The organism is Pseudomonas sp. FJ2-5-13, from assembly GCF_029201605.1.
Classification (GTDB): Bacteria; Pseudomonadota; Gammaproteobacteria; order Pseudomonadales; family Pseudomonadaceae; genus Aquipseudomonas; species Aquipseudomonas lactis.
In genome coordinates this window covers 1,062,833-1,081,581 of the sequence record NZ_CP104045.1, presented here as the reverse complement: position 1 = coordinate 1,081,581, position 18,749 = coordinate 1,062,833, and the positions used below count along the sequence as shown (strand labels likewise).

The 18,749-nt window shown below is 60.6% G+C and carries 22 protein-coding genes and 1 riboswitch; of the genes, 8 read left to right on the top strand and 14 right to left on the bottom strand.

The genetic code is table 11. The annotated features are described in order from the left end of the window. Window positions 1–29: 29 nt before the first annotated feature. Together N2A98_RS04820 and N2A98_RS04815 are read left to right on the top strand one after the other, a co-directional pair. Window positions 30–1,028: a class I SAM-dependent methyltransferase gene (locus N2A98_RS04820; protein ID WP_034134882.1), complete on the top strand. Its 999-nt coding sequence runs from the start codon at window positions 30–32 to the stop codon at window positions 1,026–1,028. 51 nt (window positions 1,029–1,079) lie between these two features. Next, window positions 1,080–1,199, top strand: a riboswitch (yybP-ykoY riboswitch). Between the two features lie 88 nt (window positions 1,200–1,287). Next, window positions 1,288–1,872 (top strand): TMEM165/GDT1 family protein, encoded by a 585-nt coding sequence (locus N2A98_RS04815; protein WP_044273724.1) that lies wholly within the window; start codon window positions 1,288–1,290, stop codon window positions 1,870–1,872. Window positions 1,873–1,992: 120 nt separating this feature from the next. Here N2A98_RS04815 and N2A98_RS04810 read toward each other — a convergent pair whose 3' ends face one another. The 4 genes from N2A98_RS04810 to N2A98_RS04795 all read right to left on the bottom strand — a co-directional run bounded on the left by N2A98_RS04810 (window position 1,993) and on the right by N2A98_RS04795 (window position 4,044). Further along, the gene (locus N2A98_RS04810) at window positions 1,993–2,811 is read right to left on the bottom strand and encodes a M48 family metallopeptidase (protein ID WP_014716953.1); all 819 of its coding nucleotides are present in this window, start codon (window positions 2,809–2,811) and stop codon (window positions 1,993–1,995) included. Window positions 2,812–2,931: 120 nt separating this feature from the next. Continuing rightward, window positions 2,932–3,552, bottom strand: a complete 621-nt coding sequence (locus tag N2A98_RS04805) for an SOS response-associated peptidase (protein WP_047712605.1) — start codon at window positions 3,550–3,552, stop codon at window positions 2,932–2,934. A gap of 37 nt (window positions 3,553–3,589) precedes the next feature. Continuing rightward, window positions 3,590–3,850: a DUF2007 domain-containing protein gene (locus N2A98_RS04800; protein ID WP_003188624.1), complete on the bottom strand. Its 261-nt coding sequence runs from the start codon at window positions 3,848–3,850 to the stop codon at window positions 3,590–3,592. 11 nt (window positions 3,851–3,861) lie between these two features. Further along, window positions 3,862–4,044, bottom strand: a complete 183-nt coding sequence (locus N2A98_RS04795) for a CPXCG motif-containing cysteine-rich protein (protein ID WP_003188623.1) — start codon at window positions 4,042–4,044, stop codon at window positions 3,862–3,864. A 132-nt stretch (window positions 4,045–4,176) separates the two neighbouring features. On the opposite strand from N2A98_RS04795, the gene N2A98_RS04790 reads away from it, so the two are divergent. Next, window positions 4,177–5,340 carry a 1-acyl-sn-glycerol-3-phosphate acyltransferase gene (locus tag N2A98_RS04790; protein WP_169918829.1) on the top strand — a complete coding sequence of 388 codons (1,164 nt, stop codon included), beginning with the start codon at window positions 4,177–4,179 and terminating at the stop codon, window positions 5,338–5,340. A 672-nt stretch (window positions 5,341–6,012) separates the two neighbouring features. On the opposite strand, the gene N2A98_RS04785 is transcribed toward N2A98_RS04790, so the two are convergent. After that, window positions 6,013–6,270 carry a hypothetical protein gene (locus tag N2A98_RS04785; protein ID WP_044271660.1) on the bottom strand — a complete coding sequence of 86 codons (258 nt, stop codon included), beginning with the start codon at window positions 6,268–6,270 and terminating at the stop codon, window positions 6,013–6,015. 182 nt (window positions 6,271–6,452) lie between these two features. Here N2A98_RS04785 and N2A98_RS04780 point away from each other — a divergent pair, with 182 nt between their 5' ends. Next, window positions 6,453–6,662, top strand: coding sequence for a hypothetical protein (locus N2A98_RS04780; protein ID WP_003188620.1), 210 nt, complete (start codon window positions 6,453–6,455; stop codon window positions 6,660–6,662). Window positions 6,663–6,721: 59 nt separating this feature from the next. Here the strand turns inward: N2A98_RS04780 and N2A98_RS04775 are convergent, their stop codons facing one another. Beyond that, complete coding sequence (locus N2A98_RS04775) at window positions 6,722–7,306, bottom strand: YajG family lipoprotein (RefSeq protein ID WP_014716946.1); 585 nt, start codon at window positions 7,304–7,306, stop codon at window positions 6,722–6,724. A 182-nt stretch (window positions 7,307–7,488) separates the two neighbouring features. On the opposite strand from N2A98_RS04775, the gene N2A98_RS04770 reads away from it, so the two are divergent. Both N2A98_RS04770 and mqo read left to right on the top strand, forming a co-directional pair. Beyond that, on the top strand, window positions 7,489–7,722 hold the full coding sequence (locus N2A98_RS04770; protein WP_003188617.1) for a hypothetical protein: 234 nt from the start codon (window positions 7,489–7,491) through the stop codon (window positions 7,720–7,722). A gap of 728 nt (window positions 7,723–8,450) precedes the next feature. Next, entirely contained in the window at window positions 8,451–9,989 is a 1,539-nt protein-coding gene (gene mqo / locus N2A98_RS04765; protein WP_034134879.1) for a malate dehydrogenase (quinone), read from the top strand. A gap of 102 nt (window positions 9,990–10,091) precedes the next feature. On the opposite strand, the gene N2A98_RS04760 is transcribed toward mqo, so the two are convergent. The 3 genes from N2A98_RS04760 to N2A98_RS04750 all read right to left on the bottom strand — a co-directional run bounded on the left by N2A98_RS04760 (window position 10,092) and on the right by N2A98_RS04750 (window position 11,614). After that, the gene (locus tag N2A98_RS04760) at window positions 10,092–10,379 is read right to left on the bottom strand and encodes a PA4642 family protein (RefSeq protein WP_186607350.1); all 288 of its coding nucleotides are present in this window, start codon (window positions 10,377–10,379) and stop codon (window positions 10,092–10,094) included. Between the two features lie 206 nt (window positions 10,380–10,585). Further along, complete coding sequence (locus tag N2A98_RS04755) at window positions 10,586–11,053, bottom strand: WbuC family cupin fold metalloprotein (protein WP_044271656.1); 468 nt, start codon at window positions 11,051–11,053, stop codon at window positions 10,586–10,588. A 3-nt stretch (window positions 11,054–11,056) separates the two neighbouring features. Then, the gene (locus N2A98_RS04750) at window positions 11,057–11,614 is read right to left on the bottom strand and encodes a hypoxanthine-guanine phosphoribosyltransferase (protein ID WP_003188610.1); all 558 of its coding nucleotides are present in this window, start codon (window positions 11,612–11,614) and stop codon (window positions 11,057–11,059) included. Window positions 11,615–11,778: 164 nt separating this feature from the next. Between N2A98_RS04750 and upp the strand changes: the two genes are divergently transcribed. Together upp and N2A98_RS04740 are read left to right on the top strand one after the other, a co-directional pair. Beyond that, window positions 11,779–12,417, top strand: a complete 639-nt coding sequence (upp, locus tag N2A98_RS04745) for a uracil phosphoribosyltransferase (RefSeq protein ID WP_003188608.1) — start codon at window positions 11,779–11,781, stop codon at window positions 12,415–12,417. 2 nt (window positions 12,418–12,419) lie between these two features. After that, complete coding sequence (locus tag N2A98_RS04740) at window positions 12,420–13,697, top strand: uracil-xanthine permease family protein (protein ID WP_032893544.1); 1,278 nt, start codon at window positions 12,420–12,422, stop codon at window positions 13,695–13,697. A 114-nt stretch (window positions 13,698–13,811) separates the two neighbouring features. Here N2A98_RS04740 and hisC read toward each other — a convergent pair whose 3' ends face one another. From hisC to N2A98_RS04715, 5 genes are all read right to left on the bottom strand, one after another. After that, window positions 13,812–14,864, bottom strand: a complete 1,053-nt coding sequence (hisC, locus tag N2A98_RS04735) for a histidinol-phosphate transaminase (RefSeq protein WP_275623083.1) — start codon at window positions 14,862–14,864, stop codon at window positions 13,812–13,814. A gap of 3 nt (window positions 14,865–14,867) precedes the next feature. Continuing rightward, a complete protein-coding gene (gene hisD, locus N2A98_RS04730; RefSeq protein ID WP_003188601.1) occupies window positions 14,868–16,184 on the bottom strand; it encodes a histidinol dehydrogenase in 1,317 nt (438 codons plus the stop codon). A 128-nt stretch (window positions 16,185–16,312) separates the two neighbouring features. Further along, a complete protein-coding gene (gene hisG / locus N2A98_RS04725) occupies window positions 16,313–16,948 on the bottom strand; it encodes an ATP phosphoribosyltransferase (protein WP_003188599.1) in 636 nt (211 codons plus the stop codon). Window positions 16,949–17,168: 220 nt separating this feature from the next. Further along, entirely contained in the window at window positions 17,169–18,434 is a 1,266-nt protein-coding gene (murA, locus tag N2A98_RS04720) for a UDP-N-acetylglucosamine 1-carboxyvinyltransferase (RefSeq protein ID WP_003188598.1), read from the bottom strand. Window positions 18,435–18,457: 23 nt separating this feature from the next. Further along, window positions 18,458–18,697, bottom strand: a complete 240-nt coding sequence (locus tag N2A98_RS04715; RefSeq protein ID WP_003188597.1) for a BolA family protein — start codon at window positions 18,695–18,697, stop codon at window positions 18,458–18,460. Between the last annotated feature and the right edge of the window lie 52 nt (window positions 18,698–18,749).

The following is an 18,749-nucleotide window of genomic DNA, read 5'->3' as shown; positions in this document are numbered from 1 at the left end:
AAACTGCGCCCCTTTTCAAGGAGCAGACTATGGATCCGCGCAGTGAAGTACTGCTTCGCCAGGCCGAACTTTTTCAAGGCAACCTGCTGCTCGTAGGTTTGCCTGCCGACGATTTGCTTGGGCGCCTGCCCAATGCCCACGGCTGGTGCTGGCATGCCGGTGACCAGGCGGCGCTCGATGCGCGCTTCGCCGAACGCAGCCAGTTTGGCGTGACGGTGCCCGAGCGCGCCTTTGATGCGGCGGTGATTTTCCTGCCCAAGTCCAAGGACCTCACCGACTACCTGCTCAACGCCGTGGCTGCGCGCCTGCCGGGCGCCGAGCTGTTTCTGGTGGGCGAGAAAAAGGGCGGTATCGAAAGCGCCGCCAAACAGATGGCTCCGTTCGGCAAACCGCGCAAGCTTGATAGCGCACGGCATTGCCAGTTGTGGCAGGTCACCGTCGCCAACGCACCGCAAGCCGTGGCGCTTGAGAGCCTGGCGCAAGTCTTCGACGTACCGCTGGCCGAAGGCCCGCTGAAAGTGGTGAGCTTGCCAGGTGTGTTCAGCCATGGCCGCCTGGACCGCGGCACCGAGTTGTTGCTGGAGCACTTGGACAAACTGCCCAGCGGCAACCTGCTCGACTTCGGATGCGGCGCCGGCGTATTGGGGGCCGCGGTCAAACGCCGCTACCCGCATAACACGGTGACGATGCTGGATGTGGATGCCTTCGCCGCCGCCAGCAGTCGCCTGACGCTGGCAGCGAACGGCCTGGAAGCCGAGGTGTTGACCGGTGACGGTATCGACGCGGCGCCCATGGGTTTGAACGCGATTTTAAGCAACCCGCCGTTCCATGTCGGCGTGCACACCGATTATTTCGCTACGGAGAACCTGCTGCGAAAAGCGGCGAAACACCTGGCAAAAGGTGGCGAACTTCGCCTGGTTGCCAACAGTTTCCTGAAGTACCAACCACTGATCGAAGAGCATTTGGGCATCTGCGCAATCAAGGCCGAAGGCAATGGTTTTCGCATCTACCGTGCCAAGCGCCCCTGACGTGCGTTTGAAAAAGAACGCTTGCCGAATGGGTTTTGCCTAGGCAGAATCCGCAGCGTCCTAGGGGAGTAGTCTCCCACGAGCGCCATGCTCGTCCGGCATACGTCAACATACTTGGTCAGCAGACCATGGCGTATGCGACCCAGGAGTCCGCACAGACGGACCGGGGTTTGACAAGACCTATGACACGCACACCTTACCCGGGGCGGGAAGGCTGTACGTGTCATAGCCGTGTCGACCCGCCCCTGGAAACTACCTGATGCTGGATTCACTACTCGTTCCTACCGCAATCGTTGCCTTGGCCGAAATCGGCGACAAGACGCAACTGCTCGCACTCATCCTTGCTGCTCGCTTTCGCAAGCCCTGGCCGATCATCGCCGGCATCGTCGCCGCGACCCTGGCCAACCATGCGGCGGCCGGTGCCGTGGGCGCCTGGTTCGGGAGTTTCTTCTCGGATGCGGTGCTGCACTGGATCCTCGCCGCAAGCTTCTGCGCCACAGCGCTGTGGACCCTGGTGCCGGACAAACTCGATGATGACGAAGCCAGTACTACCCGTAAGTTCGGGCCCTTCCTGACCACCCTGATTGCGTTCTTCCTCGCCGAAATCGGCGACAAGACCCAGATCGCCACGGTGATGCTGGCGGCGCAATACCCGGAACTGTGGCTGGTGATTATCGGTACCACCCTAGGCATGTTGATTGCCAACGTACCAGTGGTGCTGGCGGGGAATTTTGCCGCGGATAAACTGCCGCTGACCTTGATTCGTCGCTTGGCGGCTACGGCGTTCTTCGTGCTGGCGATTGTTGCGGTGTACAAGGCCATGCAAAGCAGCGGCTGGATCTAAGCCCTGATGCCTGTAGGAGCGAGCTTGCTCGCGAAAAACTCACCGGCGCCGCGTTTATTCAGGCAACACGCGTTATCGCTGACGTTTCTCGCGAGCAAGCTCGCTCCTACACGGCGTCGATCAGGACTTCTTGGCCTGCTGGTAAAGCGGCATTACCTTCGGAATCGCCGCCTGCAACGACGCGATGCGGCTGTCGGAAGCCGGGTGCGTGCTCATGAATTCCGGCGGTGCGCCTTCCGAAGCCTTGGCCATCTTGTTCCACAGCGTGATCGCCGCGTTCGGGTTGTAGCCAGCGCGGGCGGCCAGTTCCAGGCCGATCAGGTCGGCTTCGTTTTCATTGCTGCGGCTGTTGGGCAAGGTCATGCCGTAGTTGGCCACGGTATCGGCCAGCGCCAGGCTGTCCTGGCCGAGACCGAATATTGCCCCGGCGCCCTGTTTGGCCATCTGGATACCGTAGGCCTTGGACATGGCTTCGCGGCCGTGTTCACGCAAGGCGTGGGCGATTTCATGGCCCATTACCGCAGCCAGTTCGTCATCGGTGAGCTTGAGGTTGTCGATCAAGCCGCTGTACACCAGGATCTTGCCGCCAGGCCCGCAGTTGGCGTTCATCTCATCACTTTTGATCAGGTTTACGTCCCAGTTCCACTGGGCGGCATCCGCACGGAAGGTCGGAGCCTGGGCGATCAGGCGCTTGGCAATGGCTTGCACGCGCTTGGCGTTGGCGCTGGTCTTGTCCAACACCCCTTTGCTGCTGGCTTCACCCAGAGTCTGCTGATAAGACTGGGCATACATCTGGTCGACTTCCTGACTCGACAGCATGCTGAACATGTACTGCTTGCGCTCTACCCCAACGGCGCCGCCGCTGGTGGTATTGACCGACTGACAACCCGCCAGCAGCATCGCTGCAACCAAACCGCTTACCACCAATGACTTCTTCATGAACACGCTCCCTGAAAACATGGCGCGTATCGTAGGCGGTCATTTGTATCTGCGCCAGATACACCAGACGTTTAACCGCTGAATTTCAGATACATCCGAACGCGGAACCACTGGCAAAGCTTATGCCGGGGTCAGGCACTCCGGCCCGTTGAGCTTCGGATCGTTGACCATATTGGCCAGCACCCGCTCGCGCAACACAGCAGGCTCAGCCGCCAGCAGGCCCTGCAACACAGGCAGCGGTGTCGCTGGGTCGAGCCAGGCGGCCTGCCCCGCCGCGTCCAGGATCAATGGCCGGCGCTGACTTTGCGCTGCTTGGGTAATCACCGCCGTGCTGAGCCATACCTGCTCCTGCACCGGATACGCTTCCCACACCGCGGCAAAGAACAGCGTTGAGCCCTCCCCCGGCGTGAGCCAGTACGGGCGCTTGCGCTGGGTGCCGCGCCATTCATAAAAGCCATTGGCGGGCAGCAGGCACCGGCGCTGGCGGAACGCTTCACGAAACATCGGTTGTTCGGCCAGGGTTTCGGCGCGGGCGTGGGCCGGGGTGCGCGACAGGTCGGTGAGCCAGGGCGGCGTCAGCCCCCAGCGGGCACGCGCCAGGGTGAGCTGGCCCTCGCTCAGGCGCTGGATCAGCACCGAATCATTGGGGGAAATGTTCCACTGGGCCTGCTGATCGGCGGGGAAGCCGGGCAAGGCAGCAAAGGCAGGGTTCCAGCGAAACAGGGCATAACGTCCACACATGGGGCAACACGACTCTTGGGGTAAACCGACCGACAGCCTAACAGACCAATACGTCGGGGAAGCTGTCGGGTTCGTCGCCGGGCAACGGTTGTGCGCCGATATAGGCAGTGATCAGCTCGCGGGCGCTGGCGGCCTGGTCATTGTCGACCTCCAGCCCCAGCAAGCCGAATATCGGCAACTCGCCCGTGCCGCCGAGCAAATGGCGCCCCACCAGGTGCGCCTCGATGCCTTCACTGGCAAGCATCTGCTGCAGCAACTCGCCCTCCATGAGGTTTTCCGGTTCGTAGATTCGCTGCATGGGCGTACCTGTTATTCATTTTCGCTGCGGGTTTCAAGCATCCACTCTTCACCATGCACTTGCAGGTCGAACGTGATCGGCCGGCAACACACTTGGCAGTCTTCTATATAGGTCTGGTCCCCGCCAGACAAATCCACCGTTGTCTCGACCGCTTCGCCACAATAAGGACAATCGTACATCGCAGTTTCCAGCATCGCAGTCTCCAAGGTGACTTGTGCGTATAATCGCCGGTCTATTTACAGGGCTATTTCCGGCAGAGCCAGTTTACTCACGCCGCCCCTGCTATTTCCTTTACTTACCCTAGCCGTTTCTAACAAGAGAGCATGATGGGCGAATTCGATACCATCCGACCTTACAACGACAGCGAAGTCCCGGCAGTGCTGGCGCGTCTGTTCAGTGACAAGGCCTTTCTGGACATCCTGACCCACTTCCGCTTCCCGCGCTTTGCCGGCGCCCTGGGCTGGCTGCTCAAGCCGATGATCGCGCGCAAACTTCGCCGCGAGTTCGCGGGCGTCACCACCGTGGCCACGCTGCAGGACAAAGTCGAGTACTACGTCGACCACACCATCGACCGGGCGACCGACGGCGTGACCTATACCGGCGTCGAGCAACTGAAATCCGGCACCGCCTACCTGTTTCTGGCCAACCACCGCGACATCGTGATGGACCCGGCCTTCGTCAACTATGCCGTATACCACGCCGGCCTGCCGACGCCACGCATCGCCATCGGTGACAACCTGCTGCAAAAGCCGTTTGTCAGCGACCTGATGCGCCTGAACAAGAGCTTCATCGTGCACCGTTCGATCACCGGGCGAAAGGAGAAGATGGCGGCTTACAACCTGCTGTCGGCCTACATCAACCATTCGATCCGCAACGACTGCCAGTCGATCTGGATCGCCCAGGCTGAAGGCCGGGCCAAGGATGGCGATGACCGTACCGAATCGGCGATCCTCAAGATGTTCCACGTCAGCCGCAAGGACGAGCCGTTTGCCGAGGTGATCCAGTCGTTGAACCTCACGCCGGTGTCCATCAGCTACGAATACGACCCGTGCGATGCCGCCAAGGCCCGCGAGCTGTATATCCGCGCCACCACTGGCACCTACACCAAGGCACCGGGCGAGGATGATGTGAGCATTGCGCTGGGCATTACCGGCTATAAAGGCCGGGTGCACGTGAACTTTGCGCCGCCGATCACCGAGCGCTTTGAAGACACCAAGCTGCTGGCCGCGGAAATGGACCGGCAGATCCTGGGCGGCTATCGGCTGTTCCCGGTGCACTACCTGGCGTACGCGCAGTGGAGTGATGCCGACCCGCAACTGCAGGTGCCCAAGGCCGCGGACGTGTTCCCGGCCGATGAGCTGGCCAAGGCCAAGGCGGAATGGGAGCGGCGCTTGAACGAGTGCCCGGCGGAGCACCGGCCTTACCTGGTGGTGCAGTATGCGACGCCGGTACGCAACCAATACCGAGTCAAGGCTGGGATACCTCTGTAAACACCCAACCCAAATAGGTGAGCAGGCCAGTGTGGGAGCTGGCTTGCCTGCGATAGCCATAGGTATCTACACAACTTCGATACGACGCGGGACCTGTGGCGAGGGAGCTTGCTCCCGTGACGGCCCCGGCGGCCAGCGCATATCTACCTGACACACCGCTATCAAACGGTGGGAGCGGGCTTGCTCGCGAAGGCGGCCTGGCAGTCGACACAGTTGGATTGTGTACATATCCATTCCTGCGGTAACGGCCACTTAGGGTTCCGCTCTGACAGCGGGTCACTTTTGGAAAAGAGCCCCAAAAGTAACCAAAAGGGCTCTTGCCCCACCACTCGGCACCTCGCTTAGGCTCGGTGTGCCCGTAATCCGCCAGTGATTTGGGGGGCCGCCGCCACGCGCCATCCATGGCGCGGGGCGGCTAAACCGGCATCCCTGCCGGTTTACCCCCCAAATCACTGTCGAATTCCGGCCAGCGTGGTTTAACGGGGCGCCTGAGGTCAAAAGCAGATCAAGATCAAGAGCGGCTCGCTTCGCATCGTGGTTACCGTTTGCTGCGACAGCCTACAACGTTGTGTAGATACTATGCTGCGATAGCGGTGGCTCAGTTAAAGATTCACTAGCTGACACACCGCCTTCGCGGGCAAGCCCGCTCCCACATTGGGTTTTGCAGTGGCATTAGAGGTGGGTGCTGAGCCAGGAGATGGCCAGGGCCAGGCCAAGGCAGGCGAACCCGACGCGGTACGCCAGACGATGCGCCCGTTCGGTGCGCGTATCCAGAAACAACATCGGCTGGTCGATAGCGCGCTCTTCGCTGCGCAGGGCCAGGTCGGCCATCGCACGCTGGGCATGCAGGCGGGTGATGAACAGCACCCAGGCGCCCGAGCAGGCAACCAACAGGGCAACAATATTAATGAGCAGTGCGGGCAGCGCCATCGCAAACCTCGGTGAACCAGTGTTCGGGTATCAGTCCAGATACACACCTGAACGACAGTCGCCTCCTGCGCCTTTAATGCTCCTTCCCCATGGACGGCTAATGTATCCAGTAATTTACGCCGTCACCTGAACGTCACCTTAACAAGCCACTCTGTTGCCCTTCGACGCTTGAGGAGCTTGTCATGTTGCATGCGCAAAACCAGGATCGGCTGTACCTGATCGCCCAGAGCGAGGAACAGGAGGCGCTGATCGGCAGCCTCGCGTTCAACGTTCAGGACCGCCATTGGCTGGTGTATTGCGCCCTCGGCGGGCACCAGCATGCCGACCTGCCGGAGCTGGATTTGCTCACCGGTGTGAGCATGCTGGACTTTTATGTCGATACGGCGGCATGACCAAACGCCAGGCACAAAAAAACCGGGCTCAGCGATGAGCCCGGTTTTTTGTGTGCGGCTTATTGCGCGCTGAGCAGTTGACCGATGCTTGGGTCCTTGAACAGACGGGTCAAGGCATCGCTGAGCACGTCGCTGACCAGCTTGGTGTTGGTTTCCTGGTTGGGCGACATGCCGAAACGCTGGTTGAGCGAGGCGGCGTAGCGGCCACTGTAGCGGCGGGTACCGGCGCTGACGTCGGACTTGAAGGTGGCGCCGATGGAAGCCTCGGTCACATACAGGCCGTCTTTGGGCGACTGGTATTTCAGCTCGGCCAGAGTCACGGTCAGTTGCGGCACGCCTGGCGAGTTGGTCGGCGTAAAGCCCAACAAGCGCACGGCGGCTTCAGCCTGGGCCTGCAACTTGGGCAGCACATCCTGGCCGGTCACCGAAATCAGTGCGGTCTCAGGATACAGGCCGCCACGCGAGCCCAGGGTTGGCGACGGACGACCGTCGACCACGCGCACCGACACCGGCTGGCCATGGCCTACCGCAGCCAACGGCGCAGTGACTTTAGGTTGCGGGCTGAGTTGTTGCGGGCTGTTGGCGCAGCCGACAAGGGTCAAACTGGTCACAGTGATCAAACCGAACAACAGGCGTTGCAACATCGCATTTCTCCAGGACTAGGTGCAGACAGGTCGCCAGTATAACGGTGCACGCGCGCCACTCACCAGCGATCCTGAACGGCGGCTGAAGCCGCTGTGCAAATTACAAATTCGCATAAATTCGTCACCCCAGTGTCATGCCACACTGGCAATCTTCAAGCATGTAACACACCAGGTACACAGCCATGCGCCTTCTCAAGACCCTGTTCATGTCGCACGCCCGTCATCGCCACTTTGCCCTGCTCGATGCCCACGGTCATTGCCTGGCCTTCAAGCAGTGCAGCCTGCCGCCCGTCGGTGAAGGCTGGGTGGAAGTGACCGAGACGCACCTGGGCTGGATGCACCGCCCACTGCCCGCCAGCGCCCGGGTCAGCCCGCAGGTTTTTCGCCCACGGCACCGGCAAGCGTTGGCCTCCTGACCGGCGCCCTAATAAAAGTCATAAAACACGCCCATTTCCCTGGCGTTCTTCGCTACAATCTCCCCCCGATTATAAGGACGTCTCCTGATCGGGCCTCGCAGCATCGTTAATGCCCAGGCATTAGCCCCCAAAATCGCCCACAGAGAGCCGCCCACACAGATCGAGTGAAGCTGGCGTGCTTGCTGTTTCCTTTGCAAACCACCCCGTCTTTTATCGAATCTGCCAGAGCTGCCATTGCGCTCGGCCACTTGAGTTGTTTGCCCGTTTTGCCGCGTGTCGGCAGAGGTTTGCGGGCCAGGTGCCAGGCTGGGGCAGCCCTTTTTTGAGGTTCACGTCTTCAAAAGAGCGTGAAAAAACGGGTTTTCACAACTTCACAAGAGTGTGGCGAGCAAATGAATAGTTTGGCGTTTGTACAAGCACCATCAGCGTCTGGAACAGCCCAATTACACAGGACCGAGCACGCCTCAAAAACCGGAGCTTGAGCCTGTCCGCTACGGATTGGTTGCACGAATCGCACGCTTTGACCATAAGTCGAATTGCCACAGGCGCCCATGAATGCGTTCATAGGCAGATTAGCCCGGCAGGAAGCGTGTGCTGAAGTTGCAAAGAATTGCGAATCGGACATGGCGATCCTGGCCATGGGTAACCTGGGGCAACACGTGAACCGCCCCGTCACTCCTGGCAGCCATGCCGACAATTTGGTGCTGCAGATTTTGGAGACGCGTTAAATGGCGCATAACGAAGCAGTCGACGTAGTACTGGTAGGGGCCGGCATCATGAGTGCTACCCTGGCCGTACTGCTCAAAGAGCTCGACCCCGGCCTCACGCTGGAAGTCGTTGAGCTGATGGATTCGGGTGCCGCGGAGAGTTCCAACCCGTGGAACAACGCCGGTACCGGCCACGCGGGGCTGTGTGAGCTGAACTACACGCCGCAGGCCGCCGATGGTTCCATCGACATCAAGAAAGCCGTGCACATCAACACCCAGTTCGAGGTGTCGAAACAGTTCTGGGCTTACCTGACCAAGAAGGGCACCTTTGGCTCGTCCAAGTCGTTCATCAGCCCGGTGCCGCACCTGAGCTTCGTACAGGGCGACAAAGGCGTGTCCTTCCTCAAGAAGCGCTTTGAGACCCTCAGCCAGCACCACGCGTTTTCGGACATGCACTACACCGAAGACCGCAGTGAAATGGCCGAGTGGATGCCGTTGATGATGCCGGGCCGCCCGCTCGACGAAAAAATCGCCGCCACCCGCGTGATGAACGGCACCGACGTCAACTTCGGCGCCCTGACCAACCAACTGCTCGGCCACCTGACCAGTTCGCCAGACGCCCAGGTCAAGTACTGCAAGCGCGTGACCGGCCTCAAGCGCAACGGCGCGGGCTGGACCGTGAGCATCAAAGACGTCAACAGCGGCAACAGCCGTGACGTCGACGCCAAGTTCGTATTCCTCGGCGCTGGCGGCGCGGCGCTGCCGTTGCTGCAGGCCTCGGGCATCGAAGAAAGCAAAGGCTTCGGCGGCTTCCCGGTGAGCGGCCAGTGGCTGCGTTGCGACAACCCGGAAGTGGTCAAGCAGCACCAGGCCAAGGTCTACAGCCAGGCTGCCGTGGGCTCGCCACCGATGTCCGTGCCGCACCTGGACACCCGCGTGGTGGATGGCAAGAAATCCCTGCTGTTCGGGCCATACGCCGGCTTCACCACCAAGTTCCTCAAGCACGGCTCGTTCCTTGACCTGCCGATGTCGATTCGCGCCGGCAACATCGGCCCGATGCTGGCCGTGGCCCGCGACAACATGGACCTGACCAAGTACCTGGTCAGCGAAGTGCGCCAGTCCATGGAACAGCGCCTGGAATCCCTGCGCCGCTTCTACCCCGAGGCGAAAGCCGAAGACTGGCGCCTGGAAGTGGCCGGCCAGCGCGTGCAGATCATCAAGAAAGACCCTAAGAAAGGCGGCGTGCTGCAATTCGGCACCGAGTTGGTCGCAGCCAAGGACGGTTCGCTTGCGGCGCTGTTGGGTGCCTCCCCAGGCGCCTCGGTGACCGTCTCGATCATGCTGGAGTTGATCGAGCGTTGCTTCCCGCAGAAAGCTGCCGGTGAATGGGCCACCAAGCTGCATGAGATCTTCCCGGCGCGCGAGAAAGTGCTGGAGACGGACGCCGAGCTGTATCGCAAGATCAACACGCAGAACAACATCAGCCTTGAGCTGGTGGACCCTGTAGGCGCGAGCTCGCTCGCGAAAAACGTCAACGATAACGCAGCGCAAGTGGATTAACGCAGCGCTCTCAGGTTCTTCGCGAGCAAGCTCGCTCCTACAGGTAAAAGCAAAACGCCCCGGACTCTTATGAGGCCGGGGCGTTTTTTGTGGCTCGGATAATCAGCCGCGGGCGTTGTCGATCAGCTCGATGTATTCGGCGGCGTTGCGCTGGTCCTTGATCAGGTCGACGAAGGTCTGGCCATGCTCGTCCTGGCCATCCAGGTCCAGGCCTGCTGCTTTGAAAAAGCCCAGGAAACGCTCGAAGTCGTCGATACGCAGGCCGCGATAAGCCTTGATCAGTTTGTGCAGGGACGGCGACGTCGCATCAACCGGCTCGAAGTCCAGGAACAACTTGATCTGGTCGTCACCGATTTCGTCGCCAATCACCTGTTTCTTATCTTTACGCATTACCGACTCCAGCCTGCAGACATTTACACGGGGTTTGAAGTCTACCTGCGCGACGCCGGATGTGGGAGGGGGCTTGCCCTAATACCTGTAGGAGCGAGCTTGCTCGCGAAAAGCTCAAAGGCGCCGCGTTTATTCAGAAAGCACGCGGTAGCGTTGACGTTTTTTTCGCGAGCAAGCTCGCTCCTACAGACGGGCACATTTGGATTTCAGTCGAACTGGGCAAGCATCCAGCGATGGTACTCGACCATACCTTCTGCGCCTTCGCGTGGTGCCCAGTCGGCCAGCTCACCTTCACCGACAGCGCGGTAAGGGCCAGCCTTGCATTCAAACATGATGCTGTCCGGCTCAAGCACTACCAGGCCATGGAACACGCCGGGCGACAGGTCGACGCCCTGGCATTCCCCGCCCGCTTCCAATACACGCGTGCTCAATACCTCACCTGTCTCGCTGAAAATCAGGATACCCAGGCGCCCTTTGAGCACCAGCAAGGTCTCCGCCTTATCGGCGCTCAGGTGACGGTGCGGCTGCACATAGGTGCTGGGCTGCAAGCCGACCGCCATGCGATGACAAGGCTCTTGCATCTCATGGAAGTTAACGTTTTGACGGCCACGGGGATTGGCGGCCGCTTTCTCGGCCAACTCGGCAAACAGCGTCTGATCAAGAAAGCGGGCCATCAATTACATTCCTTTAACGGCGTAGATGCCATTGGCGTTACGCCAGTAGCCTTTGTAGTCCATGCCATAGCCGAAGATATAACGGTCGACGCACGGCAGCCCGACAAAGTCGGCTTTCAGCTCTGGGCGCGCCTTGCGGTCGTGGTCTTTGTCGATCAGCACGGCGGTGTGCACTTTGCGTGCGCCGGCATGTTTGCAGAAGTCGATGATCGCACCCAGGGTGTGACCTTCATCGAGAATGTCATCGATGATCAGCACATCGCGGTCGATGAACGACACTTCCGGTTTGGCCTTCCAGAACAAGTCACCGCCGCTGGTTTCATTGCGATAGCGGGTGGCGTGCAGGTAAGAGGCTTCCAACGGGAACTGCAGGTGAGTGAGCAATTTGCCGGCGAAGATCAGGCCACCGTTCATCACGCAGAAGACCACCGGGTTGGTGTCGGCCATTTCGCGGGTGATGTGCGCGCCGACCTTGGCGATCGCTGCTTCGACTTGCGCTTCGGTGTACAGGCAGTCAGCCTCGTGCATGATTTGACGGATATGCTCGAGATCAGCAGACATGGTGCTCTCCAAGGGGGTGCTGTGGCAAGAAAAGCGGGCGAAGGTACGCTTCTCGTGCGCTCCAATCAAGCCTTTATGGACTAACGTACTTGATGTCTATAGGACAACACCCTCGGATAGATTAATCTAGGCCGGTTTTTTTGCCCGCCGCCGGAGCCTTTCCTATGCCCACTCGCGAGATCCGCCACCCGCTGATCCGACACAAACTCGGCCTTATGCGCCGTGCCGACATTAGCACGAAGAACTTCCGTGAGCTTGCTCAGGAAGTCGGAGCGTTGCTCACTTACGAAGCCACCAAGGATTTGCCCCTGGAAACCTACGAGATCCCCGGTTGGGCCGGTCCCGTACAGGTGGAGAAAATCGCCGGTAAGAAAATTACCGTCGTCCCTATCCTGCGCGCCGGTATCGGCATGCTTGAAGGTGTGCTCAGCCTGATTCCGGGCGCCAAGGTCAGCGCCGTGGGCGTGGCCCGCAATGAAGAAACCCTGCAGGCCCACACCTACCTGGAAAAACTCGTCCCGGAAATCAACGAACGCCTGGCCATGATCATCGACCCGATGCTCGCCACCGGCAGTTCCATGGTTGCCACCATCGACCTGCTGAAAAAAGCCGGTTGCCGGGACATCCGCGCCATGGTGCTGGTGGCCGCGCCCGAAGGCATCGCCGCCGTCGAGAAGGCCCACCCGGATGTACAGATCTACACCGCGTCCATCGATGAGCGCCTGAACGAGCACGGCTACATCATCCCGGGCCTTGGCGATGCCGGTGACAAGATCTTCGGCACCAAGCAGAAGGACGCGTGAGCATGCAGGATGAATTCAACGACCCGCTTTGGCGCCAGATCCTGTCTGGCGCACAAATGCTCTTCGTAGCATTTGGCGCGTTGGTGTTGATGCCGCTGATCACAGGTCTTGATCCAAACGTCGCGCTGTTCACCGCAGGCCTGGGCACATTGCTGTTCCAGGTGGTGACAGGCCGGCAGGTGCCGGTATTTCTGGCATCGAGCTTCGCGTTCATTACCCCGATCATTCTCGCCAAGGGCCAGTTCGGCCTGGCGGCGACCATGGGCGGGGTGATGGCGGCGGGTTTCGTCTATACGTTCCTGGGCCTGGCCGTGAAGGTCAAGGGCACCGGTTTTATCGACCGGCTGCTGCCGCCCGTGGTCATCGGCCCGGTGATCATCTCGATCGGCCTGGCCATGGCGCCGATTGCCGCCAATATGGCCATGGGCAAGTCCGGCGACGGTGCCGAGTTGATCCATTATCAGACCGCGATGCTGATCTCGATGCCCGCGCTGCTCACCACCTTGATCGTGGCCGTGTTCGGCAAGGGCATTTTCCGCCTGGTGCCGATCATCTCCGGTGTGCTGGTGGGCTTTGCCATGTCGTTCTACTTTGGTGTGGTCGACACGGCGAAAATCGCCGCGGCACCGTGGTTCGCCCTGCCCCACTTCACCGCGCCGGAGTTCAACTGGCAGGCGATCCTGTTTATCGTCCCGGTGGCCCTGGCCCCGGCGATCGAGCATATCGGTGGTGTGATTGCGGTAGGCAGCGTGACCGGCCGCGATTACCTGAAAAAGCCTGGCCTGCATCGCACGCTGCTGGGTGACGGTATTGCCACCACGGCCGCCGGCATGTTTGGCGGCCCGCCGAACACCACCTACGCCGAGGTGACCGGCGCCGTGATGCTGACCAAGAACTACAACCCGAAGATCATGACCTGGGCGGCAGTGTTTGCTATCAGCCTGGCGTTCATCGGCAAGTTCGGCGCACTGCTGCAGAGCATCCCGGTACCGGTGATGGGCGGGATTCTATGCCTGCTATTCGGCTCGATTGCCGCGGTGGGGATGAACACGCTGATTCGCCACAAGATCGACCTGGGTGAGGCGCGCAATCTGGTGATTGTGTCGGTAACGTTGGTGTTCGGGATTGGCGGTGTGCTGGTGGGTACCGGCACCGGCCCGGATGATTTCGGCCTCAAGGGCATTGCCCTGTGTGCGGTGGTAGCGATTGGCTTGAACTTGCTGCTGCCGGGCAATGATGGCTGGAAGAACAAGAAGCCGGATGATGAGCCGCTGATCTAAGTTTTCTGGTGTAGCTGATGGCCTCATCGCGGGCAAGCCCGGCTCCCACAGGGAAATGCAGCATCCTGTGGGAGCCGGGCTTGCCCGCGATGAGGCCCTTACAGCCTGTAAAAGTTAGAGCTCGCCGAGGCCGTCGACCAGCGCCTGGTTCTGCTCCGGCGTCCCGATACTGATCCGCAGGAACTGGGCAATCCGCTCCTGCTTGAAGTGCCGCACAATTACACCTTGCTCACGCAACTTGGCGGCCAGCCCTGCAGCGTCATGCCGCGGGTGACGCGCGAAGATGAAGTTCGCCGCCGACGGCAACACCTCAAACCCCTTGCTCTCTAATTGCGCGACGACCTGGTTGCGGCTGTCGATCACCCACTGAGTGGTCTTCTCGAAGTATTCACGGTCGTCAAACGCGGCCGCCGCGCCAACAATCGCCAACCGATCCAATGGGTAGGAGTTGAAGCTGTTCTTGACCCGCTCCAGCGCCTCGATCAGGTCTGGGTGGCCCACGGCCAGGCCTACGCGCAAACCGGCCAGTGAGCGCGATTTGGACAGGGTCTGGGTCACCAGCAGGTTCGGGTAACGATCGACCAGGCTGATGGCAGTTTCGCCGCCGAAGTCGATATAGGCTTCATCGACCACCACCACCGAATCCGGGCTGGCCTTGAGGATCTGCTCTACCGCGTCCAGCGCCAGTAAGCAGCCGGTGGGCGCGTTCGGGTTGGGGAAGATGATCCCGCCGTTGGGCCTGGCATAGTCAGCGGCGCGAATCTGGAACTGCTCGTCCAATGCCACCGCGTCGAACGTGATGCCGTACAGGCCGCAGTACACCGGATAGAAGCTGTAGCTGATATCCGGGAACAGCAGCGGCAGATCGTGCTGGAACAGGCCATGGAAGATGTGCGCCAGGACTTCATCGGAACCGTTGCCCAGGAACACCTTGCCGGCGTCGATCCCGTAATACCTGGCCACGGCCTGCTTGAGCAGGTCGCTGTTGGGGTCTGGGTACAGGCGCAAGTTGTCGTTCAACTCGGCCTGCATTGCCGCCAGCGCCTTGGGCGATGGGCCGTAGGGGTTTTCATTGGTGTTGAGCTTGACCAGCTTGGTCAGCTTCGGTTGCTCACCGGGTACGTAAGGCACCAGGTCCTTGACGAAAGGGCTCCAGAATTTGCTCATGCCTTACTCTCCCTTGACGATGCGGTATTCGGCGCTGCGTGCGTGCGCGCTGAGGGATTCACCACGGGCCAGCACCGAGGCGGTCTTGCCCAGCTCGGAAGCGCCTTGTGGCGAGCAGAAGATAATCGACGAGCGCTTCTGGAAGTCGTACACCCCCAGCGGCGACGAGAAACGTGCAGTGCCGGAGGTCGGCAACACGTGGTTGGGGCCGGCGCAGTAGTCGCCCAGGGCTTCGCTGGTGTGGCGGCCCATGAAGATCGCCCCGGCGTGACGGATCGACGGCAACCAGGCCTGTGGGTCCGCTACGGACAGCTCAAGGTGCTCCGGTGCGATACGGTTGGCCACTTCGATGGCCTGCTCCATGTCACGCACCAGAATCAGCGCCCCACGGCCGTTGATCGACTTCTCGATGATCTCGGCACGCTCCATGGTCGGCAGCAGCTTATTAATGCTGGCGGCGACCTTGTCGAGGAACTCGGCATCGGGGCTGACCAGGATCGCCTGGGCGTCTTCATCGTGCTCCGCCTGGGAGAACAGGTCCATGGCGATCCAGTCCGGGTCGGTCTGGCCGTCACACACCACGAGGATTTCCGAGGGGCCGGCGATCATGTCGATACCGACCTGGCCAAATACATGGCGCTTGGCCGTCGCCACGTAGATATTGCCAGGGCCAACCACCTTGTCGACCTTCGGCACGCTTTCGGTGCCATAGGCCAGCGCCGCGACGGCCTGGGCGCCACCGATGGTGAACACGCGGTCGACGCCGGCGATGCAGGCGGCAGCCAGTACCAGCTCGTTGATTTCGCCACGCGGGGTCGGCACCACCATGACCACTTCGGTCACGCCGGCGACTTTGGCCGGGATCGCATTCATCAACACCGACGATGGATACGACGCCTTACCGCCCGGCACGTACAGGCCGGCGCGGTCCAGTGGCGTGACCTTCTGGCCCAGCACCGTGCCGTCGGCCTCGGTGTAGCTCCAGGAGTCCTGCTTCTGTTTTTCGTGATAGCTGCGTACCCGCGCCGCAGCCACTTCCAGGGCTTCGCGCTGTGGCGCGGTGATGCGCGTCAGCGCCAGCTCCAGGCGCTCACGCGGCAGGATCAGGTCGGCCATGGACTTTACGTCCAAGCCGTCGAACTGGCGGGTGAAGTCCACCAGCGCCGCATCACCGCGCTCACGCACGGCCTTGATGATGTCGAGCACCCGCTGGTTGACCGAGTCGTCAGACACGCTTTCCCAGCTCAGCAGATGATCCAGATGATGGGCGAAATCCGGGTCGGCAGCGTTGAGTCGGGCAATTGCAGTGGACGTGGTCATAGCGAGGGCCTCAATAGAATTGGCAAAAACTCAGGCGCCCTAAACTAGCAGTCGTTTCCGCTTGGGCACCTGAGAATTCTGGCTATGAGGCGGATAGACGGGCGCAGCTTTTCAGCTACGCGGGTGAGTCAACCGCGGTGTCGAGACTCCACTGCCTTGCGCAGGGTGTCGATCAACGCCTGGATACGGGCGTGCTGCATCTTCATCGATGCCTTGTTGACGATCAGGCGGGAGCTGATGTCAGCGATGAAATCCTGGGGTTCCAAACCGTTGGCGCGCAGGGTGTTGCCGGTGTCGACCACGTCGATGATCTTGTCGGCCAGGCCGATCAGCGGTGCCAGCTCCATGGAGCCGTAGAGCTTGATGATATCGACCTGACGACCTTGTTCGGCGTAGTAGCGCTTGGCAACGTTGACGAACTTGGTGGCGACCCGTAGGCGCCCCTTGGGCTCGACATCACCGACACGGCCGGCGGTCATCAGCTTGCACAGCGCGATGCGAAGGTCCAAGGGCTCGTACAGGCCCTGGCCACCGTATTCCATCAGCACGTCCTTGCCGGCGACACCCAGGTCGGCGGCGCCATGTTCAACGTAGGTCGGCACGTCGGTAGCCCGCACGATCAACAGGCGCACGTCGTCCTGGGTCGTGGGGATGATCAGCTTGCGGCTCTTGTCCGGATTCTCGGTCGGCACGATGCCCGCTTCAGCCAGAAGCGGCAACGTGTCGTCAAGGATGCGGCCCTTGGACAGTGCGATGGTCAACATGGGAAATGTCAGTCCTTCATCAGGCTATTGCTGTCCGGTCGCAAACGGCGCCAGACACAGATCGAGGCCATGACAGCCTCGATTTGAAACAAACCAGTGTTTGTCGGAGCCAGCTTGCTCGCGAAGAACGTCAACGATAACGCGTTTATTCAGACTTCACGCGGTGACCATGAGTTCTTCGCGAGCAAGCTCGCTCCTACATCCTACAGTGCAGTGGGGGTTAGCCCGGTACGCGGCGGATTTTTGCGCCGAGCATCTGCAGTTTTTCTTCGATGCACTCGTAACCACGGTCTATGTGGTAGATGCGGTCGATCAGGGTGTCGCCTTCGGCGCACAGTGCCGAGATTACCAGGCTGGCGGAAGCACGCAGGTCGGTGGCCATGACTGGCGCGCCCTTGAGCTTGTCGATGCCGGTGACGATGGCGGTGTTGCCTTCGACCTGGATCTTGGCGCCCATGCGGTGCAGTTCATACACGTGCATGAAGCGGTTTTCGAAGATGGTCTCGATCACTGCACCGGTGCCTTCGGCAATGGCGTTCAAGGAGATGAACTGCGCTTGCATGTCGGTCGGGAACGCCGGGTACGGAGCGGTACGTACGTTGACAGCCTTTGGCCGCTTGCCGTGCATGTTCAGCTCGATCCAGTCTTCGCCAGTGGTGATCTCTGCGCCGGCTTCCTTGAGTTTTTCCAGGACGGCTTCAAGGATGGTCGGATCGGTGTCCTTGACCTTCACACGGCCACCGGTCACGGCAGCGGCAACCAGGTAGGTGCCGGTCTCGATGCGGTCAGGCATGACTTTGTAGGTGGCGGTGTGCAGACGCTCTACCCCATCAATAGTGATGGTGTCGGTACCAGCGCCGGAAACCTTCGCGCCCATGGCGTTGAGGAAGTTGGCCAGGTCGACCACTTCCGGCTCGCGCGCGGCGTTCTGCAGCACGCTGCGACCGTTGGCCAGGGCAGCAGCCATCATGATGTTCTCGGTACCGGTCACACTGACGGTATCAAAGAAGAAGTTCGCGCCCCGCAGGCCGCCTTCTGGCGCCTTGGCCTTGATGTAGCCGCCTTCGACGTCGATGACTGCGCCCATGGCCTCAAGGCCACGGATGTGCAGGTCGACCGGACGCGAACCAATGGCGCAACCGCCAGGCAAGGCCACTTCGGCTTCGCCGAAACGGGCAACCATCGGGCCCAGCACCAGGATCGACGCACGCATGGTTTTCACCAGTTCGTACGGGGCGATCAGGGTCTTGATGGTGCGTGGGTCGATTTCGACGGCCAGCTTCTCGTCGATCACCGGCTCAATGCCCATGCGACCGAACAGCTCGATCATGGTGGTGATGTCGTGCAGGTGCGGCAGGTTGGCCACAGTCACCGGGCCATCGCACAGCAGGGTCGCTGCCAGGATCGGCAAGGCGGAGTTTTTCGCACCGGAAATGCGGATCTCGCCATCAAGGCGGGCACCGCCGGTAATAATCAATTTATCCATAAGAATCTCGACGCCTTGGGGGCTCAGGTGCGCTCGGCCCAGGCCGCGCGGCTGAAAAATTTCATAGTGACCGCATGGATGCTGCCATCGGTGATCCATGGGTTCAAATGGGCATAGATCTGCTGCTGACGCTTGACCGGGCTCAATGCCGCCAGTTCATCGCTAATCACGTTCAGCTGGAAATTGCAGCCTTCGCCTTCAACTTCTACAGTCGTTTCCGGCAGCTTTCCTTCAAGGAAGCTCTTAACTTCTAGGGCCTGCATGCTCAACCTCTATCGGCGCCCAGTGCGCACGGGTCGCACATCATACAAAAAA

Excerpts from the sequence above, each read along its gene's own strand:
- N2A98_RS04820 (WP_034134882.1), top strand. The coding sequence starts at position 30 with ATGGATCCGCGCAGTGAAGTACTGCTTCGCCAGGCCGAACTTTTTCAA.
- N2A98_RS04815 (WP_044273724.1), top strand. The coding sequence starts at position 1,288 with ATGCTGGATTCACTACTCGTTCCTACCGCAATCGTTGCCTTGGCCGAA.
- N2A98_RS04810 (WP_014716953.1), bottom strand. The coding sequence starts at position 2,811 with ATGAAGAAGTCATTGGTGGTAAGCGGTTTGGTTGCAGCGATGCTGCTG.
- N2A98_RS04805 (WP_047712605.1), bottom strand. The coding sequence starts at position 3,552 with ATGTGTGGACGTTATGCCCTGTTTCGCTGGAACCCTGCCTTTGCTGCC.
- N2A98_RS04800 (WP_003188624.1), bottom strand. The coding sequence starts at position 3,850 with ATGCAGCGAATCTACGAACCGGAAAACCTCATGGAGGGCGAGTTGCTG.
- N2A98_RS04795 (WP_003188623.1), bottom strand. The coding sequence starts at position 4,044 with ATGCTGGAAACTGCGATGTACGATTGTCCTTATTGTGGCGAAGCGGTC.
- N2A98_RS04790 (WP_169918829.1), top strand. The coding sequence starts at position 4,177 with ATGGGCGAATTCGATACCATCCGACCTTACAACGACAGCGAAGTCCCG.
- N2A98_RS04785 (WP_044271660.1), bottom strand. The coding sequence starts at position 6,270 with ATGGCGCTGCCCGCACTGCTCATTAATATTGTTGCCCTGTTGGTTGCC.
- N2A98_RS04780 (WP_003188620.1), top strand. The coding sequence starts at position 6,453 with ATGTTGCATGCGCAAAACCAGGATCGGCTGTACCTGATCGCCCAGAGC.
- N2A98_RS04775 (WP_014716946.1), bottom strand. The coding sequence starts at position 7,306 with ATGTTGCAACGCCTGTTGTTCGGTTTGATCACTGTGACCAGTTTGACC.
- N2A98_RS04770 (WP_003188617.1), top strand. The coding sequence starts at position 7,489 with ATGCGCCTTCTCAAGACCCTGTTCATGTCGCACGCCCGTCATCGCCAC.
- mqo (WP_034134879.1), top strand. The coding sequence starts at position 8,451 with ATGGCGCATAACGAAGCAGTCGACGTAGTACTGGTAGGGGCCGGCATC.
- N2A98_RS04760 (WP_186607350.1), bottom strand. The coding sequence starts at position 10,379 with ATGCGTAAAGATAAGAAACAGGTGATTGGCGACGAAATCGGTGACGAC.
- N2A98_RS04755 (WP_044271656.1), bottom strand. The coding sequence starts at position 11,053 with ATGGCCCGCTTTCTTGATCAGACGCTGTTTGCCGAGTTGGCCGAGAAA.
- N2A98_RS04750 (WP_003188610.1), bottom strand. The coding sequence starts at position 11,614 with ATGTCTGCTGATCTCGAGCATATCCGTCAAATCATGCACGAGGCTGAC.
- upp (WP_003188608.1), top strand. The coding sequence starts at position 11,779 with ATGCCCACTCGCGAGATCCGCCACCCGCTGATCCGACACAAACTCGGC.
- N2A98_RS04740 (WP_032893544.1), top strand. The coding sequence starts at position 12,420 with ATGCAGGATGAATTCAACGACCCGCTTTGGCGCCAGATCCTGTCTGGC.
- hisC (WP_275623083.1), bottom strand. The coding sequence starts at position 14,864 with ATGAGCAAATTCTGGAGCCCTTTCGTCAAGGACCTGGTGCCTTACGTA.
- hisD (WP_003188601.1), bottom strand. The coding sequence starts at position 16,184 with ATGACCACGTCCACTGCAATTGCCCGACTCAACGCTGCCGACCCGGAT.
- hisG (WP_003188599.1), bottom strand. The coding sequence starts at position 16,948 with ATGTTGACCATCGCACTGTCCAAGGGCCGCATCCTTGACGACACGTTG.
- murA (WP_003188598.1), bottom strand. The coding sequence starts at position 18,434 with ATGGATAAATTGATTATTACCGGCGGTGCCCGCCTTGATGGCGAGATC.
- N2A98_RS04715 (WP_003188597.1), bottom strand. The coding sequence starts at position 18,697 with ATGCAGGCCCTAGAAGTTAAGAGCTTCCTTGAAGGAAAGCTGCCGGAA.